The organism is Acinetobacter sp. SwsAc2 (assembly GCF_013391465.1).
Lineage (GTDB): Bacteria > Pseudomonadota > Gammaproteobacteria > Pseudomonadales > Moraxellaceae > Acinetobacter > Acinetobacter johnsonii.
This window is the reverse complement of the sequence record NZ_JACBEZ010000058.1, coordinates 1-9,202: the sequence shown is the minus strand read 5'-3', so window position 1 is coordinate 9,202 and position 9,202 is coordinate 1. Positions and strand designations below refer to the sequence as shown.

Below are 9,202 nucleotides of genomic sequence, written 5' to 3'. Positions count from 1 at the left end.
ATCTAACATTGTTAAGCTCTCCAAAGCAGTCTGTAAAATTATTTGATAGAAGAATCATAGAGTAAATCTAAAAATAGATAAAACAGTTTGTTTTTATTTTAATAATCGGTTTTATAGATTTAAAGATATTCATCATAAAAAGTCCCATTAAACGCAGGACTTTAAATGAAGTCAAAGCTTAGGATTCACTCTGCATCCGCTGTTCAATTCTTAAAGTTCTGGCTTTTAACTGACGCGTCAGACCAAACAACACAAGACTCAGCACTGCCATCAGTAGCATCAAGATAAGCGAGAAGAATTGCATGACCTTAGTGAACTGCGCTGCTTGCTGAACTTGTTTTTCTACACTTGCAGCCATCGGTGTGAGTGTTTTGCCATAGAGTTGATGCTGCATCGTCCATAACTGTTCAGGCTTAAACCCATATTCAATAAAATGTGAATCGTTTTTTTCTGCTTGGACCAGAGCAAGCACATGCGGAATGGCTGCATTTTTATCGACAGGTTGATGTAACAATGCCGTCTGCGCAAGCAAATAATGTTTTACGGGCATTTGAATTTGAGACTGCTGCAAATACTGCGCTATTTCACTTTGCTGAATATTTTTATCGTAGTGTACGATTTGCTGAAAAGCCTCGCTTTCATCATCTTTTAAATCATATTGCACATAAGTCAGCCCTGACCAAAGCAGAATAAAGGCAATCAGCCATGCCACAAACTTCAGTATAAAAGATTGAAAACGTACATAGAAAAAATGAATTTTCCGTGCATAGTGCACCAGTATGAATGCTCCAATAAAAGACACCATAATCTTGACTACAAGCCAACCAAACCATGACAGCAAATTCAGAAAATAATCTGGCTGTTGTCCAAGTGATGCTAAATTTGCATCGACACTCATGGGCATATGTAGTTGCTGTATTTCAGCGCTCAGTCCAAAAAAGCTATAGACAAAATCAGGTTGTAGAAAATAGCTAATGCTGGAGGCAATAAACAAGGCGGCACTCAACATACACCATAAACTCAGTTTACGTTGACGTTGTTTGAGTGCAACCACGCCTTGTTCAATGTGCTGAGGCTGAACAACATACTCATCTAAGGAAGGCAAATACTTCTCCTCTATCGACCACCCACCTTGGCATTAAGATGGTGTCGTACGATTAGAACTTGAGTCTAAAACCAGTTGATTCAAATTGTCCTGCAAACTACGCAAACGTGTGGTTGCTTCAGCACGTTTCTGCATCCCTTCTTTTTGTATTTGAATCACATCATTTACTGTTTTAATGAGGGTGTTTTGTACATGTTCAAGCGTCTCAATATCAATCACTGAACGTTGATTGGCTTTTGCTGTATCTACTGAGTTTTGATGTAACAAATCAGCATTGCGCTTCAACAAGTCATTGGTCGCATCGTCAATGGTATTGGCCAACTGCACACTATTCTTCTGCTCATTTAAAGAAATCGCCAAACTAATTTGATTTTTCCATGCAGGCAATGTAATGTTTTTAATCGCATAAAACTTATCGACCAACATCAAATTATTAGACTGAATAATACGAATCATCGGTAGTGTTTGCATGGCTGATTGTTGTAAAACCTGCAAATCACTCACGCGTTTTTCCAAATTATTGGCTAAATGATTGAGATCGTAAACTCTCTGTGTCGTGGTTTGATCTTGCGCCTGTGCAGTCAGTGTTGAGATTTCCTGCTGAATTTCATCTTGTTTCAACTTACCCGCTGCGATATACACACCGAGCTGTTTATATTCACTTTGCACACCATGAAACATCCGATCGAGTGTATCGACGCGTGCTTTTAAACCAGACTGCGATTTTTCAATTTCTTTCACTAAAGTATCAATCTGTTCTTTGGTGGTATTAAAGTGCATATCAATATTATTCTTTGCGCCTTTAATTTTGCTCATCAAGCCACCGAAGAAACCTGAATTTTTCTTTTTATTTAAGATACTTGAGGTATTGAGCTGTTGTGCGACTTGTACCACCTGATTCAGCTTTTGCCCTGTTTCATCTAAATCTTTATTTTGAACCAAATTAAGCAACTCATCTGTATATCCAGAGGTTTGTGTCGCAATATTTTTACCATACTCCGCCACGGCGTTATGGTTGATTTCTGCCAACTCTTTCCGTGCTGCCAAGACCGCATTGAAGTCATCTTGTTGCAAGCCAATTTCTTGCAAATTTAACTGTTGAAACTTATGTTCAATCGCTTCGGTGGTTGGCTCTACCACAAGACTGTTTTGTTCTGAGTTGGTCATAATTCACCTAATCTATTTCTTAAAGTGTTGGTTTCTGTAGTGATTTTTTTAAGGTACGAATCAATTTTTCACGGCTATTATCGAGCTTTTCCAGTTCAATTGTCGAGCTTGATTGCTGCGATTGTTTGACATGATATTGCCATGCTGGGATCAAAACCTGCTGAGCCTCTTTATATCGGTCTAACAAACTCAATGAAAGCTGCTGTGACAACTGCATTTGCGTAATAGCAATATCATTACTGCTTTGCAAAGTCTGCAAGCTGTTTATTTTCTTGGATAAACGTTCTTCAAAATTATCTAAAGGATGTGCATTCTTCACAAATTTAGGATATTCCATTAAAAATGCTTCAGCCGCAGATACATATTTGGCCATTTGCTCACGTAAGCCTGTTAACTGCTGATAACGCGCCTGTGACTTTTGAATTTCAATTTGTAATTTTTGGCTGAGATGATTGGCTCGATCCAACAACTGATCCAGTTTTTTATAGTATTCAACTTGGGTTGAACCATATTCAATATCAATTCCCAGCCACTTTTGCAGCCCATTAAATTTGCGCTTCTTCAAGTATTTTTTTGAGTCAGCCAGTGACTGTATCAGTTGCTCAATGGTCTGACTCAACTGTAAAGTGAGCTGCGGGTCTACTCCATTTAACAGCACAGACTGTGCTTGAATGACACTATCTGCATAATGATTGAGACGATATTGATCGTTCAGCAACGGAACCAAATCATTACGCTGGATACTTAAAAGTTCATCTGAATTGACTGGTATATTCCTTAAAGGAACAAGAACGTCAATTTGTGCCATAGTGCTTTAACCCAATAAAGAAATTGAATAAAATCATTTTTATAGTACAGCTTTTATGTCAAATAACATGTAGATTTTTGCAAAAATGCTGTGAAAACCGTTTATCTTGATCTGGCTAATCATCGCTTCTGTTTCCAACAAAATTATATCTATTCAAAATTATGATCATTCGCCTTCAGCACATCATTCGTTATAGTTTAGGTTTCTGCATTGCATTAACCTTACTTATCAGTGTTGGTGCACACTATAAAGCAAAACACATTCACGAAACATTTTTAGAGCATGATCCAAGCCAATTACAACAAGTGAGTGGCACACTGCTAGATAATGAAACAGCCGTCCAACTTTATCAAAAAAATCAAGCACCCTATAACTTAAACAGCTTGGGGAAAACGCACTTTTTGGTCGGTATCTTTAGCCAAAACCAAGGTCGAATTCAAACAGTTTGGTGTGATCGTTGGCCAGACGCACCACTTAAGACCTCCTCTGACACAGGCCCGAAAAATCCAATGAAAAAAATGAATTTGCCTATTCGCTATTTTCATACTTGCCAATGGCTTTTCGATGCAATGCAGGTCCCTTTAGATATTACCGCTTGGACAGGGCAACCCATCACTTATCTAAAAAGCCATCAGGATATTTTGTATGCATTAAATGTGAATGGGAAAAAGATTTTCGGCTATGAACAAGCCTATCAGCAATATAAACAACTCTATCTAAATGAAATAAAAAATCGCAATCAATCAGCACTCTATTTTATTGTTTTCTTTTGCATTACTGTCTTTCATTATAGAAAGTACATATTCAAAGTCATAAAAAAGCCATGATCAACATGGCTTTAAAATGGGGGTGTTTCAATATTATAAATAATCGCCTTCACGCTCAGGTTGATAAACCACTTTTTCAATTTTGACTTTCATCATTTGACCATCTGGCTGCGGCCATTCAATTTCTTGACCTTCTGCTAAGCCCAGAATTGCTGCGCCAATTGGGGCTACAACATTGACCTGTCCCTTCTCGCCTTTAAAATCATGCGGATAAACCAAGGTAATTTCAGATGCTTCTGTAGATGGCGCAATGGTCAGTAAAACTTTTGCATTCATCGTTACCACATTGGCAGGCATATCTTGTGGAGCAACAACATCGGCGCGTGCCAATTCTTCTTCAAGCAACTGCATGGTCGGTGTAAGTTTAGGCTGATGTTCTAACATCGTTTCTAAACGATGAAGATCCTGCTCAGAAATGATAATTGCTGGGTTTGCCATGTGCTGCATTCCTATTTGAATACGGTATGAATAAAATTCTTATTAAAAATAATTTATTAGCCTATAACTTCTGTTATATCAGAAATGCAGTCTAAATTACATCTCAACTGATTTTGATTTTTTAATGCTATAAAAAAAAGCCCCCTTGAGGGGGCTTTCTCAAGTCAGAACTTAGTTTGCGTAAACAGGAAATTTCGCACAAACAGCTTCAACTTTCGCTTTAACAGCGTTAATCACAGCTTCATCACCTTTGCTGTCTAGGATATCAGCGATCCAGCCAGCAAGTTCACGTACTTCAGCTTCGCCGAAACCACGAGTCGTCACAGCCGGTGTACCAATACGGATACCAGAAGTCACAAATGGTGAGCGTGGGTCATTTGGCACAGCATTTTTGTTCACAGTAATGTGAGCTGCACCTAACCATGCATCTGCTTCTTTACCTGTTACATCTTGCTTAATAAGAGATAACAAGAACAAGTGGTTTTCTGTACCACCAGAAACGATGTCATAACCACGAGCAATGAGAACTTCAGCCATTGCTTGAGCGTTCTTCACCACTTGTTGTTGGTAAACTTTGTATTCAGGAGCCATTGCTTCTTTAAAGCAAATTGCTTTAGCCGCTACCGCATGAACCAATGGACCACCTTGGTTACCAGGGAATACAGCTGATTGTAATTTTTTCTCAATTTCTTCGTTTGCTTTCGCAAGGATTAAACCTGAACGTGGGCCACGAAGTGTTTTGTGTGTAGTGGTTGTTGTTACGTCAGCAATCTGAACTGGGCTTGGGTAAACACCAGCAGCAACTAGACCAGCAACGTGAGCCATATCTACAAATAGGTAAGCGCCAACTTTATCCGCGATGTCACGGAAACGCTGCCAATCTACAATTTGGCTATAAGCAGAGAAACCAGCTACGATCATACGTGGCTTGTGCTCAACTGCTAAACGCTCAACTTCTTCGTAATCAATTTCGCCAGTTTCAGGGTTTAAACCGTACTGAATTGCGTTATATGTTTTACCAGAAAAACTTACTTTAGCACCGTGAGTCAAGTGACCACCGTGAGCCAAACTCATACCCAAAACAGTGTCGCCTGGGTTAAGAAGAGCTAAGTAAACAGCAGAGTTTGCTTGTGAACCTGCATGTGGTTGAACGTTTGCGTAATCTGCACCGAAAAGCTCTTTAGCACGGTCAATCGCTAATTGTTCAATCACGTCTACATATTCACAACCGCCGTAGTAGCGTTTGCCTGGGTAGCCTTCAGCATATTTGTTTGTAAGTTTTGAACCTTGCGCTTCCATTACTGCTGGAGAGCAATAGTTTTCAGAAGCAATCAGTTCGATGTGCGCTTCTTGGCGAGCATCTTCATTTGTGATTGCTTGCGCGATTTCTGGATCAAATTCAGCAATTGAGATATTGGCAAACATTAGCGAGGTCCTATGAAATTAGGGCTTTTAAGCCGTGCTAAGATTGGCGCGTATTGTAGCATGAAGTTTATAAATTTCGAGAACGAACTTTACGCAGTTTTAAATAAAAAATCGCTCATGAAGCAGAACTCCATGAACGAGTTGGGTCAAAGCAAATTACTGAATTGGCATGAGAGTTTTGACATCATCAACAATATCATCGATATTTTCACTAAACGATGTAGTATGGGTCCATTTCGTCGTTTCACTGTCATCAGTCACATAACGAATATTGTTTCCAGCTTGAGAAGCTCCAGCATATAAAATATTCGTAATCGCTCTTGGAACAGTCGTGTCATTGGTGCCTTGATAAATAATAATTGGCGCTGTTTGTTTGACCTTCAAAGGCTGAGATGTGTTATCTAAAAAGTTTTTTATGACTGGCAAATCTAGAAATCCTGTTTTTGGGTAATATCCATTTAATGTGTTATAGCCAGTCGCTAAAGCCCACATTTCCGTATAGTAATTTACAGAAACAGTCCCTGAACATGCCGATTCAGCTGTTCGTGCAATACGGGCTGCTTCAGACTCAAACACTTGCCCGTACAAAGTTATATTGGGTGGATTTTGCATACCTGCAGTGATGAGTGCAGCATAGGTATTCAGTGAAGTATAAGTAGCAACCTGTTGAGTTGCTGGCAGATTTGCAACACTTGCAGCCCCCACTTGAAAGATCGTTTTTAAATTAGACGCAGGTGCAATCGCAACTGTCCCTTTATAATCTAACTGCGCGCGACTTTGATATTCACCAGCACCTAAAGCAGCATGACCGCCCTGTGAATGCCCAACCGTCACCCAGTTTTTTGAAACCGATTTACCTTGCTTGGTTAAGTAGTCACGTGTTGCAACTACTGCATCTGTAATCGAAAAAGCTTCACTTTTTAAATTAAGATAAGGATGGGCTTCTGTACCACTTGGCTCTCCCAGTCCTTCGTAATCGGGAGCAACAACAACATATCCCGCGCTAAGTAACTCATTAATCATCGATTTTACATCGGGATCCATAGAAGATTTACTTGGCGCGCAAATATCAGCAACACCAGTAGTACCATGTGCCCACACCACAATCGGCCAACCTTTCGCGGGAGCTACTGTTTTAGGGGTAAAAAGCAATGCCGTTGCGCGAGTTTCTTTATTGTCCTGACCCAGCATCTTATAAGTCATGACTACACTTTCACCAGCCGTAGCTGACATATCTGTAGCCGTATAAGCTGTTGGCGTAGTTACGACTGGATTAACAATATTATTTTTAGGAATCCCATCATCTACACCAACAGAAGTTGAATCGCCATCCCCTCCTCCACAGGCTGTTAAAACAAGCATAGAACTACTGACGAACACGGCCAATATATGTTTTTTCATCTTAAAATTCCTTAATGACATTTTTTCTTGTTGTAACGATTCAAATCACTTGAATACATTAATGATTTACGCCTCAAAATGACGCATGGCAAGACCAGTTACGAGAATGATACAAAGTGAACATTGTCTGCAAATGCACACTCACCATTGTTATAAAAACTGGTCATTGGAATTTAAAATAAATCCTGATCCCACAACTGAATTCAGGCAGTGAGCTCTTCTCTAGTCTTTGTTTGAACTGAATCCCAAAGAATTATTTTAATTTTAAGCAATCATTTTCCTTTCAACCTGCCTAAATAAATCGACAAGTAGCTTCCAACTTTTCCCTTGCTTAATAAAGCCTGATCTCTAATCACCTAGCTTCACCAGATGATTTAAACAACATCACCGCACAAAATCAGCGAATAAACCACAAATCTGGCAGTCATAGGCTGTCTTGATAGTCTTGGAAATGATAAATTTATTCAGCTTTTAATTTTCGGATATGCACATGCAAGCCATTATTCTCGACACAGAAACCCATAATCTAAATGGTCAACCCATTGAGATTGCATATGCACCGATTGAAATTGCAAATGGCAAATTAAGCCTAGACAAAAGCCAAGTATTTGATCAGCTCTATACCGTCGATGAACCGATCTCATTCGCAGCGATGGCTGTGCATCATATTTTAGAGTCAGACCTCGTTGGGAAGCCTCACTATACGACCTTTAAACTACCTACCGAAACGCAGTACATCATTGGTCATAATATTGATTATGATATTCGTGCTATCGAAAAATGTGGTGTCGATACTTCTCATATTAAAGCGATTTGTACACTCGCCCTTGCACGTTTGGTCTGGCCTGATGCTGAAGCCCACAATATTTCGGCACTCATTTATATGATTTCAAAAGGCAGTGAAAAAGCCCGTGAAATGATTAAAAAGGCTCATCGTGCCGATATGGATATTATTTTAACGGCCAATATTTTAATGCATGTGGTTCATCAATTAAAAATAAACAGCATGGAGCAATTATTTGCTGTCTCTGAAGATGCTCGTATTCCACGTGTCATTAATTTTGGTAAGCATCGCGGCACAGCGATTGCCGAACTCCCTGCTGACTATATTCAGTGGTTAATGCGTCAGGATGAACTCGATCCGTACTTACGTAAAGCGTTAGAAAATACGAGCATTAAAACGCTCTAAAATGTATTGTCATAAATTCTTAATATTGTTGTAATTTTCGCCCTGTATGTTCAGCCTTAATTTATTTGTTCGGGGGAGTAAATTAAGGTATGAATCATTATCAAAAAACAGCATTAGGTTTAGATGCTTTACAACAACGTCATATCCCACTCAATGCGCGTCAAAGACGACTATTGGTTTTAATTGGTACAGAAGATTTTGAACAATTGGCTGACCAGTTCAAACAACGCATCGCAACGCCTGAAATCCTCGGACAATTAATTGAATTAGGTTTAATTCATTCCACACAAACAGCTCACGTCTCTAGCCCAATAGAGCCTCTATCCGAATCTCAACCACCTGCCTCACTACTAGAAAATAGTCAAAATAGCGTCAATCCAATAGATTTAGACAGTACAGCGCAAACTCCTACACCACCCGCTCCTACACAAAGCCCAGCCCCACCACTTAAAGCTTATAGCTTTGAAGAAACACGCGATTTGATGATGAGCTTATTACAACGTTATTGTGGCTTAATGGCAAAACAACTCATTCTTCAAATTCAATCGGCGACAGACTTACACAGTCTCAAACGCTGCCAAATGCAATGGATTACGACGTTACAGGAAAGTCGAATAGAACCCACAGTACTCAACCAACACTTACAACAGATCAATCATTCACTGTTGCTTTTGCAAGCAGCTTAAATAAATTCAACGAATAATTGAGTCTTTTTCGGCTTTGTTGCACAAACATTCAAAAGCTAAACTTCTTCCAAGTTATCTAAATTTAAGTGGCAACTTGGGTGTGAGGTCGGCCTAAATCTGTAAATTTATTTAATACGGCCACACGTGCATGAATCT

General features: G+C 39.4%; 9 protein-coding genes. 3 read left to right on the top strand and 6 right to left on the bottom strand.

Going from position 1 to position 9,202, the window contains the following annotated elements; genetic code table 11:
* Positions 1-178: 178 nt before the first annotated feature.
* The 3 genes from HYI04_RS16300 to HYI04_RS16290 are packed head-to-tail and all read right to left on the bottom strand — an operon-like array spanning position 179 to position 3,080.
* A complete protein-coding gene (locus tag HYI04_RS16300) occupies positions 179-1,105 on the bottom strand; it encodes a hypothetical protein (protein ID WP_010327178.1) in 927 nt (308 codons plus the stop codon).
* Between the two features lie 33 nt (positions 1,106-1,138).
* A complete protein-coding gene (locus HYI04_RS16295) occupies positions 1,139-2,272 on the bottom strand; it encodes a toxic anion resistance protein (protein WP_159153843.1) in 1,134 nt (377 codons plus the stop codon).
* A 19-nt stretch (positions 2,273-2,291) separates the two neighbouring features.
* Positions 2,292-3,080, bottom strand: a complete 789-nt coding sequence (locus tag HYI04_RS16290) for a hypothetical protein (RefSeq protein ID WP_062033640.1) — start codon at positions 3,078-3,080, stop codon at positions 2,292-2,294.
* A gap of 161 nt (positions 3,081-3,241) precedes the next feature.
* Here HYI04_RS16290 and HYI04_RS16285 point away from each other — a divergent pair, with 161 nt between their 5' ends.
* Positions 3,242-3,907, top strand: coding sequence for a hypothetical protein (locus HYI04_RS16285; RefSeq protein ID WP_062033636.1), 666 nt, complete (start codon positions 3,242-3,244; stop codon positions 3,905-3,907).
* A gap of 33 nt (positions 3,908-3,940) precedes the next feature.
* On the opposite strand, the gene rnk is transcribed toward HYI04_RS16285, so the two are convergent.
* From rnk to HYI04_RS16270, 3 genes are all read right to left on the bottom strand, one after another.
* Positions 3,941-4,345: a nucleoside diphosphate kinase regulator gene (rnk, locus tag HYI04_RS16280; protein ID WP_004696044.1), complete on the bottom strand. Its 405-nt coding sequence runs from the start codon at positions 4,343-4,345 to the stop codon at positions 3,941-3,943.
* 171 nt (positions 4,346-4,516) lie between these two features.
* The gene (glyA, locus tag HYI04_RS16275; RefSeq protein ID WP_004982454.1) at positions 4,517-5,770 is read right to left on the bottom strand and encodes a serine hydroxymethyltransferase; all 1,254 of its coding nucleotides are present in this window, start codon (positions 5,768-5,770) and stop codon (positions 4,517-4,519) included.
* 156 nt (positions 5,771-5,926) lie between these two features.
* The gene (locus HYI04_RS16270) at positions 5,927-7,171 is read right to left on the bottom strand and encodes an alpha/beta fold hydrolase (protein WP_010327182.1); all 1,245 of its coding nucleotides are present in this window, start codon (positions 7,169-7,171) and stop codon (positions 5,927-5,929) included.
* 490 nt (positions 7,172-7,661) lie between these two features.
* Here HYI04_RS16270 and HYI04_RS16265 point away from each other — a divergent pair, with 490 nt between their 5' ends.
* Both HYI04_RS16265 and HYI04_RS16260 read left to right on the top strand, forming a co-directional pair.
* Complete coding sequence (locus tag HYI04_RS16265) at positions 7,662-8,360, top strand: exonuclease domain-containing protein (protein ID WP_159153844.1); 699 nt, start codon at positions 7,662-7,664, stop codon at positions 8,358-8,360.
* An 89-nt stretch (positions 8,361-8,449) separates the two neighbouring features.
* On the top strand, positions 8,450-9,046 hold the full coding sequence (locus tag HYI04_RS16260) for a hypothetical protein (protein ID WP_178896395.1): 597 nt from the start codon (positions 8,450-8,452) through the stop codon (positions 9,044-9,046).
* Positions 9,047-9,202 lie beyond the last annotated feature (156 nt).